Raw genomic sequence first — 16,590 nt, 5'->3', positions numbered from 1 at the left:
GGCGGGTTACTCCTGTTCGTCGGGGGATTGGGTGTAGTCGTGCTGGGCGTCCGCGAGGATGTCGCGCATGACGCGCACCGCCTCGGCGAGGCAGTCCCGGTCGGCCTGCGGCAGGCGTTCCAGGTAGGGGTCGACGATGGCGCCGCGGTCGGCGCGGACCCGGGCCAGCACCTGCCTACCGCGTTCGGTGATGCTGATCAGTACGGCGCGGGCGTCGGCCGGATCGGTCACCCGCGACACCAGTGCGTTCTCCTCCAGCCTTCGGACCTGGGTGGTCATGGTCGGTTGCGAGCAGTGATCGAAGGCCGCGAGATCGGAGATCCGGGCGGCGCCCTGATCCTCGATCGTGGACAGCAGGCGTGCTTGGGCGAAGGGCAGTTCCAACTTCACCCGCTGGGTGGCCAGCCGGTTGAGCCTGGCGACCACGGACAACAGATTCGCAGCGAGTGCCGTGTCGGTCGCCGATGCTGAGGACATGCTGTCAGTTTTACATAGAATCTCTATGTAGACCACCCGCTGGCCGATCGTGGCGATGGTCACACGGGGCCGTCATGGAGTGCGGCCCACAGCTGGCAGAATCGTGAAATGACCCAGACCGGCGGCACTGCTCGACGGGCTGGCTCCATGAAACCCGACGAAGTCGCCCACGCCGCGGTCATGGCGGCGCTCAGCGCGGCGATCGCCATCCTCGCCGTGATCGTCCCCTTCGCTGCGGGACTGTCGGTGCTCGGCACCGTGCCCATGGGTCTGCTTGCCTACCGGCACCGGTTCCGGGTGCTGGTCGCGGCCACGATCGCCGGCGGCACCATTGCCTTCCTGATCGCCGGGTTCGGTGGCCTGATGACGGTCGTAAACTGCGCCTACATCGGCGGCCTCACCGGAACCATCAAGCGCCGGGGCCGGGGACTCCCGACGGTCTCGGCCGCAGCGGTGGTCGCGGGTGCGCTGTTCGGGGTGGTCGGGGTCGGGTTCCTGGTGGTGTTCCATCGCATTCGCGAGCTGATCTTCGCCTCGATCACGGCCAACGTGCACGGCATCGCCGCGGTCCTCGAACGCATCTCCGGGCTCGAGCCGGCGGCCGCGCGGCTGCGCGAGGACTTCGGCACGGTGCTGACCTACTGGCCCGTGCTGATCATCGGCTCGAGCGTCCTCAGCATCGGCTCGGTGACGCTGATCGGCTGGTGGGCGCTCTCTCGGGTGCTCGTCCGGCTCTCCGGTGTGCCCGACGTCCACAAACTCGACTACGCCGAGCCCACCAAGCCGGTCGGCCCCGTGCCGGTGCGCTTCGACGACGTCCGCTTCCGCTACGAGGGCGCCGGCCGCGACGCGCTCGAACCGGTGTCGCTGACGATCGGGGAAGGCGAGCACGTCGCCGTCACCGGACCCAACGGCTCGGGCAAGACCACGCTGATGCTGCTGCTCTCCGGACGGCAGCCCACCGGCGGCACCATCGAACGGCCCGGCGCGGTCGGTCTCGGCCGGGCCGGTGGCACCGCGGTCGTGATGCAGCACCCCGAGAGTCAGGTCCTGGGCACCAGGGTGGCCGACGACGTCGTCTTCGGGTTGCCGCCCGGCACCGCCACCGACGTCGAACGGCTGCTCGCCGAGGTCGGCCTTGACGGGCTCGCCGAGCGCGACACCGGTGGCCTGTCCGGCGGCGAGCTGCAGCGCCTGGCGGTGGCGGCCGCACTCGCGCGCGAGCCCGCGCTGCTGATCGCCGACGAGGTCACCAGCATGGTCGACCAGCAGGGCCGCGAGGCGCTGATCTCGGTGCTGTCGGGGCTGACCAAGCGTCACCGGATGTCGCTGGTGCACATCACGCACTACGACGCCGAGGCCGCCTCTGCCGACCGGATCGTCGACCTTGCCGGCAACCGTGGCAGCGCCGACAACGTCGAGATGGTCAGCACCGCACCCGCACCGGCGCCGACCAGCGCCCAACCGCGGCGGGGCGGTTCGCCGCTGCTGGAGCTGACCGGCGTCGGGCACGAATACGGGCTCGGGACGCCGTGGGCGTCCACCGCGTTGCGCGACGTGGACCTCGTCGTCAACGAGGGCGACGGCGTGCTCATCCACGGCCTCAACGGCTCTGGGAAGTCGACGCTGGCGTGGATCATGGCCGGACTGCTGACGCCGACCTCGGGAACGTGCCTGCTCGACGGTAGGCCCGTCACCGAACAGGTTGGCGCCGTGGCCATCTCGTTCCAGGCGGCCCGGCTGCAGCTGATGCGCGGGCGCGTCGACATGGAGATCGCCTCGGCCGCAGGGCTCGACTACTACGACCACTCGCAGATCGTCGCCGCGCTGGCGATGGTGGGCTTGGACCCCGCGATCGGACTGCGGCGCATCGATCAGCTCAGTGGTGGCCAGATGCGCCGGGTGGTGCTGGCCGGGCTGCTGGCCCGCAAGCCGCGGGTGCTGATCCTCGACGAGCCGCTGGCCGGGCTGGACGCGGCGAGTCAGCGCGGTCTGCTCGGGTTGCTGGCGGCGCTGCGACGCGACGCCGGGCTCACCGTCATCGTGATCTCGCACGACTTCTCCGGGCTCGAGGAGCTCTGCCCTCGCACGCTACGGCTGCGCGACGGCGCGGTGCTGCCCGCTCCCACGACCGCAGGAGGTGTCGGATGACCGCGCCGGCCCGTCAGCCCCGGCCCGTCGTCTTGCTGCGACCGGTGCCGGGCCGCAGCGTCGTTCACGAATTGTGGGCCGGCACCAAGCTGGTCGCCGTCGCGGGCATCGGCGTCTTGCTCACGCTCTATCCCGGCTGGGTCCCCATCGCGCTGGTCGGTCTGTTGGTCCTGGTGACCGCGCGGATCGCCCACATCCCCTTCGGCGTGCTGCCGTCGGTGCCGCGCTTCCTGTGGATCCTGCTCTTCATCGGCGCACTGACCGCCTCGTTCGCTGGCGGTAGTCCGCACCTGACCGTTGCATCGGTCGACTTCGGCCTCGGCGGGCTGCTCAAGTTCCTGCAGGTGACATTGCTGTCGATCGTCCTGCTCGGGCTCGGTGGCCTGGTGTCGTGGACCACCAACGTCGCCGAGATCGCGCCCGCCGTGTCCAAGCTCGGCAGGCCGCTGCGCCTGTTCGGACTGCCCGTCGACGATTGGGCGATCACGCTTGCGCTTGCGCTGCGGGCGTTTCCGATGCTGATCGACGAATTCCGGGTGCTCGTCGCCGCGCGCAAGCTGCGCCCGCGGGAACCCGCCGGCACCGCGCGGGAGCGTCGGCAGCGGCTGTCGCGTGAGCTGATCGACCTGCTCGCGGCCGCCGTCACCGTGGCGCTGCGGCGGGCCGACGAGATGGGTGACGCCATCACCGCCCGGGGCGGTCCCGGTCAGATCTCGGCGCTGCCGTCCCGGCCGAGGTGGGCCGACGCGGTGGCGGTCGCCGTCGTCCTCGCGGTGTGTGCGCTCGCGGTGTACGTCGAACTCGGCACCCCGCTGGCGACCAGTACCTAGCGGTCGGCGGCGGCATTGGCGGCCGACTGCGCCAGCGCCAGACTGCTCGGGACGTCGCGGCGACCGAGGAACATCTCGTCGAAGTACGGCTTGAACGCCTGATATCCCGCGGCGAAGCCGGCGCCACCCGGCGCCGGGATTCGTGGCCCGTCGAGCACCCGGAAGAACGGCGTCACGTCGACGCCCCGGTCGGCCCAGTGGCGGAAGTACGCGCCCTGGGCGGCCGTCACCGCGGGGATCGCCGCGCCGTCGGCCCCGAGGAACTCGTTGCCACGGGCGCTGCCCATCCAGGCGAGCACCTGACGCACTGCCTCCGGATGCGGGGAGGCCGCATTGCCCGCGGCGGCAATGCCATTGGTGACGCTGACCCGTCCGGCCGGCCCTGCCGGCAGCATGGCGACTCCCCACCGGAACGGTGCCTGGTCGGCGATCGCCGAGAGGTTGTAGGTGCCCGACTGGAACAGGGCCATCCGCCCCTGCAGGAACTGGTTGCGGGAGAAGTCGCCGTTGTCGTTGGTGGCCGCGGCGGGTGGCGCGACGTGGTCGCCGTCGATCAATGCGACCAGGTACTCGAACGCCTGGATCGCGGCGGGATTGTCGAAGGCGAACCGGTCGCCGTCCTGGAAGACGCCACCCGCGGACCCCACGTAGTTCAGGTAGATGCCCTGCAGGTCGTTGCCGGCGTTGTATCCCCATTGCACGATCCGGGACGGGTCGAATCGCGGTGTACCGGCCGGGTTTCCGTCGGCGTCGACCGTCAGGCGGGCGAGCAGGGGGCGCAGCGTGTCCCCGACGCCGTCGGGTGACCAGTGCAGGTCCTGCAGCTGCGCGGGCGTGACGCCGGCGCGGTCCAGCAGGTCCGCGTCGTAGTACACCGCGATGCCGGCGTCGGTGAGCTGCGGCACGCCCCACAGCACGCCGTTGCGGGTGAACTGCCGTACCACCTGCGCCTCCCAGGCCGCGGAAGCATCCGGGCCCAGCGTGGTGCCGACGTCGAGCAGCCGGCCGTTGTCGGCGTAGCCGGCGAGGTAGGCGTTGGACAGCCAGAACACGTCGTCCGCGCCGCCGCCCGCCACGTCGGTGCGCAGGGTGTCGAAGTAGGACCGGTAGGCGACCACGTCGACGCGGACCTCGATGTCGGGGTGCTGGCGACTGAACTCGGTGAACGACCGCCGGTAGGCCGCTGCCGCCTGCTCGTCCCACAGCCGGACCGTGATGACCGTCCGGCCGCTGCGTTCGCCGGCTCCGCCGAGCCACACCGCCGAGCCAAGCAAGAGCACCAGCACCATGGCCGTGGCAGCCACGAACAGCGTGGAGAACTTGAGCCTCATGGGTCGACCCTGCCGTCGACTCTGCGCCCAGTGCGAGGGCTACTCGCACGTTCGCGCAGTGGACGCAGACTCGGCGCCATCACTTGATCCCCGTGACGACGATCGACCGGACGACGTGGCGCCCGAAGGCGACGAACACCGCGATCAGGGGCACGATCGCCACCGTCGTCGCCGCCATCACCAGCGTCCACTGCGCGTCGTAGCGCGACTGCAGACCCGCGGTGGCCACCGTCAGCACCTGCCACGTGCCGCCGCTTGTGATCACCAACGGCCACATGAAGTCGTTCCACTGCGTCACCACCGTGATCAGCGCCAGCGTCACCAGGATCGGACGGCTGGTCGGCAGCACCACGTGCACGATGACGTCGAGGGTCGAGGCGCCGTCGACGCGCGCGGCCCTTATCAGGTCGGCGGGGATGGTGCGGAAGTACTCCCGCAGCAGGAAGATCGCATACGGCGAGCCGAACACGAAGGGCAACACCAAGGCCCAGAACGTGTTTCGCAGACCGGCCTCGGCCATCATCAGATACAGCGGCACCACGGTGACGGTCGCGGGCACCATGAGCGTGGCGACGTACACCCAGAACAGCGCGTCACGGCCGGGGAAGTCCATCCGCGCGAAGGCGTATGCGGCCATGACCGAGAAGCTCAGCTGGGCGATCAGGATGACGGCGGTCATGAGCGCGGTCACCACGATCGCGCGCCCGAAGCCGACGTCGGCCAGGTCGAGGTAGTTCGCCAAGGTCGGGGGCGAGGGCAGCGAGAGCGGCGAGTCGGTGTTGAACTGGCGCGCCGAGGTGAACGACGTCAGCAGGCCAAGCCCGAACGGCAGCAGGGTGAGCACCGCCAGGATGGCCAGGGCCAGATAGATCACCGCGTTCCTAGACCAGGTCATGGCTGATCCTGCGGCGAAAGTAGACGTGCTGCAGCAGCGTCGCGCCCAGCAACAGCGCGAAGAGCACGAGCGCCATCACCGCCGCGCGACCGACGGCCGCCGCTCCGAAGGCTTCGGCGTAGATGCGGTGCGCGACGAGGTCGGTGCGGCCCTCCGGGCCACCGCCGGTGAGCGCATAGACGGTATCGAAGACCTGTGCCGCACTGACGATTCCAGTGACCAGGACGAAGAACATCGTCGGCCGCAGCATGGGCAGGGTGATGTAGCGGAACCGCTGCCAGGAGTTGGCCCCGTCGGTGCGCGCGGCGTTCTGCACGTCGCGGGGGATGGCCAGGATGCCGGCCAGGAAGAACAGCGTCACGTAGCCGACGTTGGTCCACACCGTGACGGCCGAGACGATGGGCAAGGCAAGCGACGGGTCGGTGAGCCACTCGACGGGGTGGCCCAGCACGGTGCTGAACGCGCCGTCGGTGGGCGCGAGGATCCACTTCCACAGCACGCCGATGGCCAACGGGGAGCAGATCCACGGCAGCACGTACAGCGTGCGGAGCAAGCCGCTGCCCGGCAGATCGACGCCCAGCAGGCTCGCCGCGAACAGCCCGAGCACCGTCTGCACCGGCACGACCAGCAGGATGAACAGCGCCGTCGCCACGAGTGAGGTGCCGAACGAGGCGTCGGTCAACACCGACCGCCAATTGCGCAGCCCCACATACTCGATCGGGCCGAGCAGATCCCAGCGGTGCAGGGTCAGCCACGCCACGACCAGCATGGGCAACAGCAGGAAGGTCACCACGCCGAACAGGCTGGGTGCGAGCAGCGCGTAACCGACCCGGGTGTCGGGTGAGGCAATCCGAGTGCGGCGGTGGCCCACTCAGCCATTAAAGGTCATCGCTGCCCGTCCGACGCGGTGCCACTACGGTGGAGGCGTGATCGTGCGTCGACGGGTGGATCAGGACTTCCTCGAATTGCCGCGGCATCAGCTCGCCGACGCGGCCTTGTCGGCGGCCACGGCTGCCGGCGCCGGGTACGCCGACCTGCGGATCCAGCGCATCACCTCCGAGATCGTGCAGTTGCGCGACGGTGAGTTGGAGACGTCGGTGGTCGACCGTGAGATCGGTTTCGCGGTGCGGGTGATCGTCGACGGCACCTGGGGGTTCGCGTCCCACGCCGAGCTCGATCCTGCGGTCGCCGCCGAGACGGCACGCCGCGCGGTCCGGGTGGCCAGCACCCTGTCGCCGCTGAACGCCGAGCGCATCGAGCTAGCGCCGGAACCGGTCTACTCCGATCTGTCGTGGGTATCGGACTACGTCGTCGACCCGTTCGACGTGCCGAGTGCGGACAAGATCGGCCTGCTCGACGAGTACTCGGGACGGTTGCTGGCCGCCGACGGCGTCGACCACGTGTCCGCCGGCCTGCAGACCGTCAAGGAGCAGACGTTCTACGCCGACACGTTCGGTTCGGCGATCACCCAGCAACGCGTGCGTCTGCAGCCGACGTTCGAGGCGATCACGGTCGACGCCGCGGCGGGAACGTTCGAGACCATGCGCACGCTGGCCCCGCCCACCGCGCGCGGCTGGGAGTACCTGACTGGGGACGACGTGTGGGACTGGTCGGGCGAGCTCGCCGAGCTGCCGTCGCTGCTGGCCGAGAAGGTCAAGGCGCCGAGCGTCGCCGCGGGTCCGACGGATCTGGTGATCGACCCGACCAACCTGTGGCTCACCATTCACGAGTCCATCGGTCACGCCACGGAGTACGACAGGGCCATCGGCTACGAGGCCGCCTACGCGGGAACGTCGTTCGCGACGCCGGACAAGCTGGGTGTGATGAAGTACGGCTCACCGGTGATGAACGTAACCGCCGACCGGACCGTCGAGCACGGCCTGGCATCGATCGGTTTCGACGACGAGGGGGTCCGCGCCCAGAAGTGGGATCTGGTGCGTGACGGCGTCTTCGTCGGCTACCAGCTCGACCGGGTGTTCGCGCCGCGGTTGGGCCGAGCGCGGTCCAACGGCTGCTCGTACGCCGACTCGCCGCACCACGTGCCGATCCAGCGGATGGCCAACGTGTCGCTGGAACCGGCCGTCGAGGACACCAGTACCGAGGACCTGATCGCGCGCGTCGAGGACGGCGTGTACGTGGTCGGTGACAAGTCGTGGTCGATCGACATGCAGCGCTACAACTTTCAGTTCACCGGCCAGCGCTTCTTTCGGATCAGGGACGGCCGGCTCGACGGCCAGCTGCGCGACGTCGCCTACCAGGCCGTCACGACGGACTTCTGGGGGGCGATGGAGGCGGTCGGCGGAGCGTCGACGTGGCGGTTGGGCGGTGCCTTCAACTGCGGCAAGGCCCAACCCGGTCAGGTCGCCGCCGTGAGCCATGGCTGTCCGTCGGCACTGTTCCGGGGGATCAACGTGCTCAACACCCGTGAGGAGGCGGGCCGGTCATGATCAGTGCACCGGAAGTCGTCGGCATCGCCCTCGCCGAGGCCGCCCGCCGGGGTGCTGCCGACGAGACCATCGTCGTGGTGACCGACCGGGCGACGGCGTCGCTGCGGTGGGCGGGCAATTCGATGACCACCAACGGTGAATCGCGCGGCCGCGACACCACCGTGATCTCGATCGTGCGGCGCGGCAATGCCGCTCACGTTGGAGCGGTCAAGTCCAGCGAGGTCGATCCTGCCTCGATCGCCGGATTGGTCGCTGCCTCCCAGGACGCGGCGCGCTCGGCGCCCGAGGCGCGCGACGGCGCCCCGATCCTCGCCGGCGATGACACCCCGTACGACTGGGACGCACCGGTGCCCGAGACCTCGGCGGAGGTGTTCGCCGGCATCGCCAAGGAGCTGGCCGTCGGGTTCCGCGGCGCGGACCGGCTCTACGGCTTCGCGCGCCACGAGGTCGACACCACCTTCGTTGGCACGTCGACCGGTCTGCGTCGGCGCTACACCCAGCCGACCGGTTCGGTCGAGGTCAACGCCAAGCGGCACGGAGCCAGTGCCTGGGTCGGTGTCGGTACGGCCGACTTCGCCGACGTCTCAACCGATTCCATGCTCGAGGAGCTGTCGACCAGGCTGGGCTGGGCCGACCGGACCATCGAGCTGCCGGCCGGTCGCTACGAGACGTTGATGCCACCGTCGACCGTCGCCGACATGATGATCTACCTCGGCTGGACGATGGACGGCCGAGGCGCGCAGGAGGGTCGCACCGCACTGTCGGCGCCCGGCGGCACCCGGGTGGGGGAGAAGCTCACCGATCTGGGCATGACGCTCTACTCCGACCCCACGGCCACCGGCCTGGAGTGCACGCCGTTCGTGGCGACGACGAGTTCCTCGGAACGGGTGTCGGTATTCGACAACGGCATGGACGTCGACCGGGTGGACTGGATTCGCGACGGAACCATCAACGCCCTGGCCTACCCGCGGGCGGCTGCCGCCGAGTTCGACGTTCCCGTCGCGGTGCCCGCCGAGAACCTCTTGATGACCGGCGGATGGGCGAGCCTCTCGGACATGATCCGCCGCACCGAGCGCGGCCTGCTGCTGACCACGCTGTGGTACATCCGCGAGGTCGATCCCGCCGTGCTGCTGCTGACCGGGTTGACCCGCGACGGTGTGTACCTCATCGAGGACGGTCAGGTCACGGGCGCGGTCAACAACTTTCGGTTCAACGAGAGCCCGCTGGACCTCCTGCGCCGGGCCACCGAGGCGGGCGTCAGCGAGACCACGCTGCCACGGGAGTGGGGCGATTGGGCGACACGGGCGAAGATGCCGTCGCTGCGCATCCCGGACTTCCACATGTCCTCGGTCAGCCAGGCGCAATAGTCACGCGCGGTAGACGCTGCGACCCTCCTTGAAGGTCTCCACGACCGCGATGTCGAGGATCTCGTCGACGGGCACCGAGGTCGGGTCGGCGTCGAGCACCACCAAGTCGGCCAGCTTGCCTGGCGCCAGGGTGCCCTTGGCGTCCTCCTCGCGAATCTGCCACGCCGCCTCGATGGTCAACGCCTTGAGCGCCTGCCAGGGGGTCACGCGTTCGTCCGGCCCAATGACCTCACCGGAGCGCGACTGGCGCGTGACCGCGCTCCACGTCATCCGCATGGGATCGATCGGCGTGACCGAGAAGTCGTTGTGGTTGGAGTAGTGCAGCCCCTTGTCGATCGCGGAGGCCATGGGGCTGAGGAAGTATGCCCGTGGCCGGCCGAGATTCTGCACGTGCAGGTCACCCCAGAAGTAGGCGTGCACGGTGAAGAAGCTTGGCGACAAACCCAATTCGACGTACTCGTCGAGTTGCTCGGGGCGCATGAACTGGGAGTGGATGATCACGGTGCGGCGGTCGTCACCTGCCGTCATCCCGGCCGCCCGGCAGGCGTCGATCATCAGGTCGATGGCGGCATCGCCGTTGCAGTGGCTGAAGATCTGGATGTCGGCGTCGGCGATCTCCTTGATCATCTCGTCGATGACCTCCTTGGGAAACACCGGTTGGCCGCACCAGTCGGCCTCGCCGTTGGGGCCCGGTGTCAGCAGCGGCTGGGTCCAGTAGGCCGTCTTGCCCTGCGGGGACCCGTCGACGATGCACTTGATGCCCTGCAGCTTCAGCCGGTCGCGGTAGGTCCCGAAGGCATCGGAGGCGTTGTCGGGCAATTCCGTTGGTCCGCCGGTGAAGTCGGGGAAGTACTGCTCGATGAACTTCGGCACCTCCAGCACCAGCGGGACGGCGACGACGTCGAGGTAGAGGCGCCCCTGGTCGGCGGCGGTGCGCAGCAGGGCGAGGTCGTTGGCGTGGGTGGCGCCCTCCTGCACGGTGGTGGTGCCCTTGCTGGCGTAGAGCTGCTGGGCGGCGTCGAAGGCGGCCAGCAGGTCGTCCGCGGAAGGTTGCGGCATGTTGGCGAAGATGGGCGCGAACGCCGTCTCCATGATCAGGCCCTCGGGTTCGTTGCTCCCTGGCTTGCGCAGGATCAGGCCGCCCGGCGGAGTCTCGGTGGTGGCGTCGTATCCGACCGCAGCGAAGGCCGGCGAGTTGAGTACTGCGCCGTGGTTGGAACTGTGGATCAACATCACCGGGTTGTCCGGCAGCGCGGAATCGAGGTCGTCGCGGGTGCATTGGCGTCCGTCGGTGAGGTTCGAGGCGTCGTACCCGTATCCGACGACCCATTCACCTGGCGCCACCGCGTTGGCCGCGACGAACTTGGTGAGCACGCGCCCGATGTCGGCGATGCACGTGACGGGCCCGGCAGGCTCGCCGGATACGTTGGCCCACTTGACGATCTGCGGTGCGTTGGCGAAGTGCCCATGGGCATCGACGAACGACGGCATCAGGGTGTGCCCATGCAGATCGATCACCTCGGTGCCCTCGCCGCGGCTGACCATCACGTCGGCGTCGTCGCCGACGGCCAGGATGCGACCGCTGCCGATGGCGATGGCTTGGACGCGCGGTCGGGCGTCGTCCATCGTCAGGATGGTGCCGCCGCGGAAGATGCGCTCTGCCGGGGTCGTGTCAGTGATCATGATCGCGACCGTAGCCACTCGGGGGCCGCGGGGCAGGGGAACGTCGCGTTCCCGCGTGTCGGCGCGATGGAGCGACATGATCACCGACGTGGACGACGATCGTCGCTACGACCGGTTGACCCGGCTCGTGGCGCCGTCACCCGGGGTGGTGACGACCGCGGATCGAGCACGGCACCGAGCGGTAGGTCCTGGGGCTGGAGGAGCAGCCGGTGTTCAGCTGAGCGCTAGTCGCGCAGGAGGCGCTGCTTGGCGGTGGTGAACTCGGCGTCGGTCAGCGCGCCGCGGCGGTGCATGTCGTCGAGCTGCCGTAGCTGGGCGGCGAGGGAGGAATCCTGGATTCGAGGCTGATCGGAGGAGCCGGCGATGAGGTCGGTGGTCTCGAAGTGCGTGGGGTCACTCGGGTCGACTCGCAGGTTGAACACGTCACCGGGGGAGGGGATCGCGCCGAGCATGAACGTGCCCGAATACTTCGCATCATAGGGTGGGGTGCCGTCGGAACGTTCGATGCGCAGGGTCATCGTGCGACGGATGTAGACGCTGTTGACGATCGTGTTCAAGAGCGGTTGTTCGACCTCCAGCACCCGTCCGGTGGCCGGAATTCCGTTGCGCCGCAAGTCGTCGCTGCGGGCGAGCCGAGAGTAGAACCACGCGGAGTAGGCCGCCACGACCACCAGGACCGCGGCTGGTGACCAGGGCGCGACGGGGACGGTCCAGTCGGCGACGAACGGCATCGTCGAGGCCAGCAGCCAACCGCCGAAACTGTTGCCGCGCGCCTTGCGAGCGATGACCATGAACACGCCGAACTGCAGCAGATAGCCGACGATCCAGATGATGACGATGGGACCGAAGATCGGGGCGTTCGGGTCGGCGCCGCGGAACGTCACGAAGACGATCCAGGCCGGCATGACCACCAGGACGCACCAGATGGTCAGCAAGCCGACGATCGACGGTCTGTTCACGGTGCTATCGGGTGGTCTTGGTCTTGAGCAGCAGCATCGGCAGCAGCAGCGTGGCGACGGCGGTGACCAGCCACACCACCACGGTGGCCGCCACCCACGAACCGATGCCGCGGATGCTGAGCCCGTGGGTCAGCACGGAGGCCAGGATCAAGGCGGCCAGGGTGGACACCAGGCCGATGCCACCGAGGAACGCCGAGGCGTAACGGCTGGCCATCTTCAGGAAGAACGGCGCCAGGATCGCCTGGGCGACGGTGAAGACCACGACCGCGGTGAGGAACCCCAGCGGCCGGATGCTGACCCCGCTCACCAGCCATGACGCGACCAGCAGCCCGATCGCGGACGAGCCGAGGAAGACGACGACACGCAGCAGGAAGCGAATCACGATCGGAGCCTAGTTCGACGCGGTCGCTCGTGATCGTCGTTCGACGTGGCCGGTGCTTCTCCCGTGGACCCTGTGGGACCATGATTGCCGCGCACGTGCGCCAAGGGGCGGTAGCTCAGTCGGTTAGAGCCGCGGACTCATAATCCGTTGGTCGTGGGTTCGAGCCCCACCCGCCCTACGTCAGAGGGTGATTCAAGGGTGAAGATCTTGAGTCATCGTTTATAAGTCGGGGGTCTCGGCTCCGTGCTGGTCATCCGGGGTTTCCGTCACTACCCGCCACGCTTCGCGTACCACGTCGAGGGCTTCCGTTGCAGAGACGCTGAGGCGGTCGGTCCACGTCGCCGTCTTCGATGCGGCGAACGCGGGCAAGGTTGGGACCAGCAACTTCGCAGCAGGCGCGTCTGCGTACCGCTGGAAGAGTGCGCGTCGCTCGGCTGGCCACACCGTCCGATCGTGGGAGGACGGCAATTGGACCCGGACGGACAGTCCGCTCGGCGATCGAAGGATCGCTGGCTGGATGCTTGCCACGCTGCTGAGCGTCGGTTCGAGGGTGAGTCGCCCCTTTGGGAGGTGGGTTCGCGCCAGTGCTGTGCCGCCGATGAAATCAATTCTGTTTTCGACGTGCGTGCTAAGGAATGCCAGCACGTGAGAGATGAGATGGTCGCGCTCGACTTGTTCGGTGGAGACGCCGAATTGGTCTGAGACGGAATCGCGTTCATCGTGGTTCACGTGTGAACCCACGCTTCGGTCCGCCGCAGCGAAGCTGCCCGCCTCTGCTCACCGGCGAGCATCTCGAGTCGGTCGCGGTCACTTCGCGCATAGAGGGCGGTCACCGCGGCCCCGACGTCGGCTCCTATGTCGCCAAGCTCCGGGCGATGGGCGAGGTCGAGGACCGTCTGTTCAGGTGTAGTGACGAGAACCGGTCCCAGTGGGGTCTGGATGCGTTCGGCGTCCAGGACGGCGATGTCGCGCTTGATGAATCGCACGACCGCCGGTCGGTCCGATAGCGCGATCTCGCGGTGCTGGCGAGGGACGGCGACTGTCGCCGTGGCCAGGGCGCGGGGGATCACCCCGTGCAGGCACGCCGCGCTTGGCCCCATCACGACGACGTCGTCGGGACCGTAGATCGCCGACGCGATGCAATAGCCCGCGTTCAGTGTGGCGGGCGAACTCGACACGCGGGTGTGCGTAGATGTCGCCTGCGTCGCGTGGCCGGACGGTCGTCATCGACGCCTGAGCGAGTGCGGGCGGGAGCGGAGTGCTACGGGTTGGCACCATATCGACTCCTTGAGTATGCAAATCGCAAGTCTGTAGCCTAGAAATGCATACTCACCAAGCAAGATCATTTCGCGCGGCTACCCAGTGGGTTCATCGTCGGATCCGCCAACGAGCCGATCCAGCAGTTCGGCTACTTGGGGTGAACTCGGCCGCGGCTCATGTGGTCGTCCTGAGTCATCGAGACATTGCTGTGGCCAAGGTGGTCGGCGCCGATGCGACCACCAAACGGGTCCCCCTCGCCTTCACCCCGGTGGACTACAAATTTCGACGCCCCCTGTTTCCGCATTTGCTCCGCGACGGGAATTTCACGCAAGCTCCCACCGTCACAGCGAAGCCAGGTCTGTCTTATTCTGGCGCAGATGGACGAGGACGAGGCGGTCGTAATTCGTCTCATCGGCGACGTGCGGGTCGTCCACTCTGGGCAGGTCGTCGACCCGCGGCAGTTGGTGGAGCACGTTGCGTCGACGTCCTGGCGTACCTGGCCGTCAATCGCAATCGCGATGTTGCGCAGGATGAGCTCGCAGGCATCCTGTGGCCCAAGGACCGCCCCCCGTCGTGGAACGCCGCGTTGCGCGGTGTCTTGTCCCGAGTGCGCGACACCATGGGGCTGGCCTCATTGCCCGTGGGTTGCGTGCGGTCACGCGGCGGAAGCGTGCGATTGTCGTTACCCGACGGGCTCGTCACCGACATCGAGGTGCTTCGACGAAGCTGTGCCGGCCCCGCCGGCGCTTGGCGCAGTTCGGTGGCCGTCGCGCGCAATGCTAACCCGATGGATTACGGAGAACACCCGGCGGGACCGTTGGCAGGAGATCCACACGCCCTGTCCCACTTCAGGATAAGGCACGGTGGGGGGCTTGCGGCAAGGGCGGGGTGGTGCTGCATGCTTGCCCGTCCCAGCAATTCGTCGGAGGAATTACCGTGTCCAAACCGCTTGATGTGGGTCCGTTCTTCCATGGCACCATCGCGGATCTGAAGGTGGGTGAGTTCCTCACCCCGGGTCGTCGTTCGAACTACCGCCCCGAGATCGTGATGAACCACGTCTACTTCACCGCACGTGTCGATGGAGCCGGCCTTGCTGCGGAGATCGCCGCAGAACTCGCCGAGGGCGACGCCGCCCCGAGGGTGTACGAAGTGGAGCCCACCGGAGACTTCGAGAACGACCCAAATGTGACCGACAAGAAGTTCCCTGGTAACCCCACCCGGTCGTACCGCAGTACGTCGCCTCTGCGAATCGTTGGGGAGATCCCCGGGTGGACGCGACTGACACCCGATCAACTGCAGACCTGGCGGGAACGCCTGTCTGTGCTCCTCTCGAACGAGGGTGGCGAGATCATCAACTGACCTGGTGGCCCGTCGAACCTTAGGCATTGGAGACGGGCGGCAGGGGCGCCACGCCGTCACCGCTCAACTCCACGGAGACCCTTGCGGCCTAGTCGGTAACCTCCCGCCGGCCCGCCTTGCCGGCGCCGGGGCGTCGCGCAAGTTGACGTCACGAATATGACTGTGGACGGAAGATTTTCGTCTTCTCGAGATTTGTCCCTGAGTGGCGGGGCGGCGAACGGGTCGGGCTCAGCGCTAATCGCATCCCCGTAGCCGCCACGACGCGCGCCCGCCGTGCTGCACGAAAGTGGACTCCTTGTGCGTTTCCACGTCACACCGTACAGTACGACTGAACATTCGATGGTGACCCTGTTCACAACTGGGGCGAGACGTCGAATGTCCTCACAGTGGAGGCGAAGCGATCATGTCAGCAGCACACCCGCGGTCCGATTCCGTCGACGAGAAGCCGACCACGGCGCCCGGCACACGGGTGTCCCCGTCGAAGGGTCTGACGACGGTCGGCGCTTCGACCGCGCTGTTGTTCATCATCAGTGCCATCGTCGAGCCCGCCAGTGTCTCGTTCACCTCGCTGTCCGGCATGCTGCCGGTGGCGGCAGTCCTGGCGATCGCAGGACTCGGGCAGATGCTCGTCGTCCAGCAGGGAGGCATCGATCTGTCGGTGGCAGGGGGCATCTCCCTGGCCGTCGTCATGGTCACCCACGTCCCCAACGGGGACGGCTCGCTGCTGCTTCCTGCCATCGGCTTGGCGCTCCTCGTGGCCGTCATCGCCGGCCTGCTGAGCGGGGTGCTGATCGCCACCCTCGGGCTCAACCCGATCATCGCCACCCTGGGCACCAACGCCGTGCTCTATGGCATCAACCTCGCCATCTCCAGCGGACGTCCGCGCACCACGACGGATCTACTCGCGGGCATTGCGGGCGGGTCGACGCTGGGCATCCCGAATTCGGTGTTCTTCGCCATAGCCGCGTTGATCGTCGTGGCGGTATGCGTCAAGCGCACCGTCGCCGGCCGCCGCTTCGAGGCGATCGGCGCGAACTGGCGGATGGCGCGTGCGGCCGGCCTGCGGATCCGGCTGCACCAGTCGCTGGCCTACGTGTGGGCGCAACTCTTGTACTGCCTGGCAGGCATTCTCATCGCGGGCATCACCTCGATGCCGTCGGCCTACGTGGGTGACGGTTACCTGCTGCCATCCATCGCGGCCGTCGTCCTCGGCGGTACGTCGCTGCTCGGCGGCCGCGGTTTCGCGCTGCCCACGGTCATCGCCGCCATCTTCCTCCAGCAGCTCATCCAGTTCGTCACCGTGCTGGGGGTGTCCTCGGCCATCTCGCCGCTCGTACAGGCCGCCGCGCTGGCGATCGGCATCTCGCTGTACACGCTCGACTGGAAGGCGATCCTCGCCGCGTTCACCACGCGGGCCAAACCCGCCGCGGTACCCGCCTGAACCGTCGC

At 68.1% G+C, this 16,590-nt stretch carries 15 protein-coding genes and 1 tRNA gene; 7 read left to right on the top strand and 9 right to left on the bottom strand.

The genetic code is table 11. From position 1 onward, the window contains the following. Nucleotides 1–6 precede the first annotated feature (6 nt). A complete protein-coding gene (locus tag SBI80_RS16770) occupies nucleotides 7–477 on the bottom strand; it encodes a MarR family winged helix-turn-helix transcriptional regulator (RefSeq protein WP_318975937.1) in 471 nt (156 codons plus the stop codon). A gap of 108 nt (nucleotides 478–585) precedes the next feature. Here SBI80_RS16770 and SBI80_RS16765 point away from each other — a divergent pair, with 108 nt between their 5' ends. Both SBI80_RS16765 and SBI80_RS16760 read left to right on the top strand, forming a co-directional pair. Next, entirely contained in the window at nucleotides 586–2,628 is a 2,043-nt protein-coding gene (locus tag SBI80_RS16765; RefSeq protein ID WP_318975936.1) for an ABC transporter ATP-binding protein, read from the top strand. Beyond that, the gene (locus tag SBI80_RS16760; RefSeq protein ID WP_318975935.1) at nucleotides 2,625–3,458 is read left to right on the top strand and encodes a CbiQ family ECF transporter T component; all 834 of its coding nucleotides are present in this window, start codon (nucleotides 2,625–2,627) and stop codon (nucleotides 3,456–3,458) included. The genes SBI80_RS16765 and SBI80_RS16760 overlap by 4 nt, the downstream gene beginning before the upstream one ends. On the opposite strand, the gene SBI80_RS16755 is transcribed toward SBI80_RS16760, so the two are convergent. From SBI80_RS16755 to SBI80_RS16745, 3 genes are all read right to left on the bottom strand, one after another. After that, nucleotides 3,455–4,789 (bottom strand): ABC transporter substrate-binding protein, encoded by a 1,335-nt coding sequence (locus SBI80_RS16755; protein WP_318975934.1) that lies wholly within the window; start codon nucleotides 4,787–4,789, stop codon nucleotides 3,455–3,457. The two genes, SBI80_RS16760 and SBI80_RS16755, sit on opposite strands and share 4 nt — an antisense overlap. A gap of 79 nt (nucleotides 4,790–4,868) precedes the next feature. Further along, nucleotides 4,869–5,684, bottom strand: coding sequence for a carbohydrate ABC transporter permease (locus tag SBI80_RS16750; protein ID WP_318975933.1), 816 nt, complete (start codon nucleotides 5,682–5,684; stop codon nucleotides 4,869–4,871). Then, the gene (locus SBI80_RS16745; RefSeq protein ID WP_318976233.1) at nucleotides 5,671–6,534 is read right to left on the bottom strand and encodes a carbohydrate ABC transporter permease; all 864 of its coding nucleotides are present in this window, start codon (nucleotides 6,532–6,534) and stop codon (nucleotides 5,671–5,673) included. Before SBI80_RS16745 ends, SBI80_RS16750 begins: the two co-directional genes overlap by 14 nt. A 76-nt stretch (nucleotides 6,535–6,610) precedes the next feature. Between SBI80_RS16745 and SBI80_RS16740 the strand changes: the two genes are divergently transcribed. Together SBI80_RS16740 and SBI80_RS16735 are read left to right on the top strand one after the other, a co-directional pair. After that, entirely contained in the window at nucleotides 6,611–8,131 is a 1,521-nt protein-coding gene (locus SBI80_RS16740) for a TldD/PmbA family protein (RefSeq protein ID WP_318975932.1), read from the top strand. Beyond that, on the top strand, nucleotides 8,128–9,498 hold the full coding sequence (locus tag SBI80_RS16735; protein WP_318975931.1) for a metallopeptidase TldD-related protein: 1,371 nt from the start codon (nucleotides 8,128–8,130) through the stop codon (nucleotides 9,496–9,498). The genes SBI80_RS16740 and SBI80_RS16735 overlap by 4 nt, the downstream gene beginning before the upstream one ends. Here SBI80_RS16735 and SBI80_RS16730 read toward each other — a convergent pair whose 3' ends face one another. The 3 genes from SBI80_RS16730 to SBI80_RS16720 form a co-directional block, all read right to left on the bottom strand. Next, nucleotides 9,499–11,181, bottom strand: a complete 1,683-nt coding sequence (locus SBI80_RS16730) for an amidohydrolase (protein ID WP_318975930.1) — start codon at nucleotides 11,179–11,181, stop codon at nucleotides 9,499–9,501. It lies immediately after the preceding gene. 224 nt (nucleotides 11,182–11,405) lie between these two features. Continuing rightward, complete coding sequence (locus SBI80_RS16725; RefSeq protein WP_318975929.1) at nucleotides 11,406–12,140, bottom strand: SHOCT domain-containing protein; 735 nt, start codon at nucleotides 12,138–12,140, stop codon at nucleotides 11,406–11,408. A 4-nt stretch (nucleotides 12,141–12,144) separates the two neighbouring features. After that, a complete protein-coding gene (locus SBI80_RS16720; RefSeq protein WP_318975928.1) occupies nucleotides 12,145–12,522 on the bottom strand; it encodes a phage holin family protein in 378 nt (125 codons plus the stop codon). A gap of 104 nt (nucleotides 12,523–12,626) precedes the next feature. Between SBI80_RS16720 and SBI80_RS16715 the strand changes: the two genes are divergently transcribed. Then, nucleotides 12,627–12,700: transfer RNA gene (locus SBI80_RS16715), tRNA-Ile, on the top strand. A gap of 41 nt (nucleotides 12,701–12,741) precedes the next feature. Here the strand turns inward: SBI80_RS16715 and SBI80_RS16710 are convergent. Then, nucleotides 12,742–13,251: a nucleotidyl transferase AbiEii/AbiGii toxin family protein gene (locus SBI80_RS16710; protein WP_318975927.1), complete on the bottom strand. Its 510-nt coding sequence runs from the start codon at nucleotides 13,249–13,251 to the stop codon at nucleotides 12,742–12,744. After that, nucleotides 13,248–13,700 (bottom strand): type IV toxin-antitoxin system AbiEi family antitoxin domain-containing protein, encoded by a 453-nt coding sequence (locus SBI80_RS16705; protein WP_318975926.1) that lies wholly within the window; start codon nucleotides 13,698–13,700, stop codon nucleotides 13,248–13,250. The genes SBI80_RS16710 and SBI80_RS16705 overlap by 4 nt, the downstream gene beginning before the upstream one ends. 1,018 nt (nucleotides 13,701–14,718) lie before the next feature. On the opposite strand from SBI80_RS16705, the gene arr reads away from it, so the two are divergent. Next, nucleotides 14,719–15,141: an NAD(+)--rifampin ADP-ribosyltransferase gene (gene arr / locus SBI80_RS16700; RefSeq protein WP_318975925.1), complete on the top strand. Its 423-nt coding sequence runs from the start codon at nucleotides 14,719–14,721 to the stop codon at nucleotides 15,139–15,141. A gap of 403 nt (nucleotides 15,142–15,544) precedes the next feature. After that, nucleotides 15,545–16,582 (top strand): ABC transporter permease, encoded by a 1,038-nt coding sequence (locus tag SBI80_RS16695; protein ID WP_318975924.1) that lies wholly within the window; start codon nucleotides 15,545–15,547, stop codon nucleotides 16,580–16,582. Nucleotides 16,583–16,590: the final 8 nt, after the last annotated feature.

Origin of the sequence: Mycolicibacterium sichuanense, assembly GCF_033741125.1 — a bacterium.
In the GTDB taxonomy this organism is placed as follows: domain Bacteria; phylum Actinomycetota; class Actinomycetes; order Mycobacteriales; family Mycobacteriaceae; genus Mycobacterium.
This window is presented reverse-complemented; position numbering and strand designations above follow the sequence as displayed.